The sequence below is a fragment of the Flavobacterium amnicola genome (genome assembly GCF_004122165.1).
GTDB classification, from domain to species: domain Bacteria; phylum Bacteroidota; class Bacteroidia; order Flavobacteriales; family Flavobacteriaceae; genus Flavobacterium; species Flavobacterium amnicola.
In genome coordinates this window covers 1-1000 of the sequence record NZ_SBKO01000012.1, presented here as the reverse complement: position 1 = coordinate 1000, position 1000 = coordinate 1, and the positions used below count along the sequence as shown (strand labels likewise).

Genomic DNA, 1000 nt, shown 5'->3' with positions numbered 1-1000 from the left:
TAATACTTGCTGTTGGTAAAGCAGTGATTGTTACACTTGTTGTTACTGGTACTGCCGCACAACCTCCACTAGCTGGAATGGTATACGTTACGGTATACGTGCCTGGTGTGGATGTACTTGGGGTAATTGCTCCCGTTGCAGCATTGATAGATAATCCTGCTGTAGAGGCATAAGTACCTCCGGTGTAAGCACCCGTTCCTGTTAAGGTAACATTTTGTGGTAAAGCTAAAGTTGTACAAAATGGTGTACCATAACTAATTGATGCCGTTGGAGGAGCACAGTTAGTTGCAGTACATGTTTGTGTACCAAATGTAAAACATGTTCCAGCTCCACCAACTGGTGTTAGTGTAATTGTTACATTATCACCTGGTGTTAAACCAGAAACTGTATAATTCAAAACGTTTCCAATAGAACCTACATTGACAACAGGTAAAGCATTTACTTGATATGACACATTATAACTTGTAGCTCCAATTACTGCTGTCCAAGTAAACTGAACCGTTGTTGTAGTTGTTGTTCCACAATTTATAACTGGGGCTAAGACTGGGTTAATAGTAACAGTTGCCAAACTTGTATCTGTTGTACATGGTGCAACTCCAGTTACCGTATATAAGAATGTACTAGTAGTAGCTCCTGCTGCTGGGGTATAAGTTCCAGCTCCTGCATTAAAAGTTCCACCTGTTCCTGTTGGACGAGTCCAAACTCCTCCAGCTTGTTCGCCAGTAATTAAACTAAATAAATCTATTACCGCTACACTATTATCACATATTGTTACTCCTCCATCAGTTCCTGCATTAGGTTGTGGATTGATTGTAACAGTAGCTAAACTTGTATCTGTTGTACATGGTGCAACTCCAGTTACCGTATATAAGAATGTACTAGTAGTAGCTCCTGCTGCTGGGGTATAAGTTCCAGCTCCTGCATTAAAGGTTCCACCTGTTCCTGTTGGACGAGTCCAAACTCCTCCAGCTTGTTCGCCAGTAATTAAACTAAATAAATC

1 pseudogene is annotated in these 1000 nt (G+C 40.9%); it reads right to left on the bottom strand.

The annotated features are described in order from the left end of the window. Positions 1-1000 (bottom strand): annotated as a pseudogene (locus tag EQG63_RS12265) (adhesin); the annotation flags it as partial.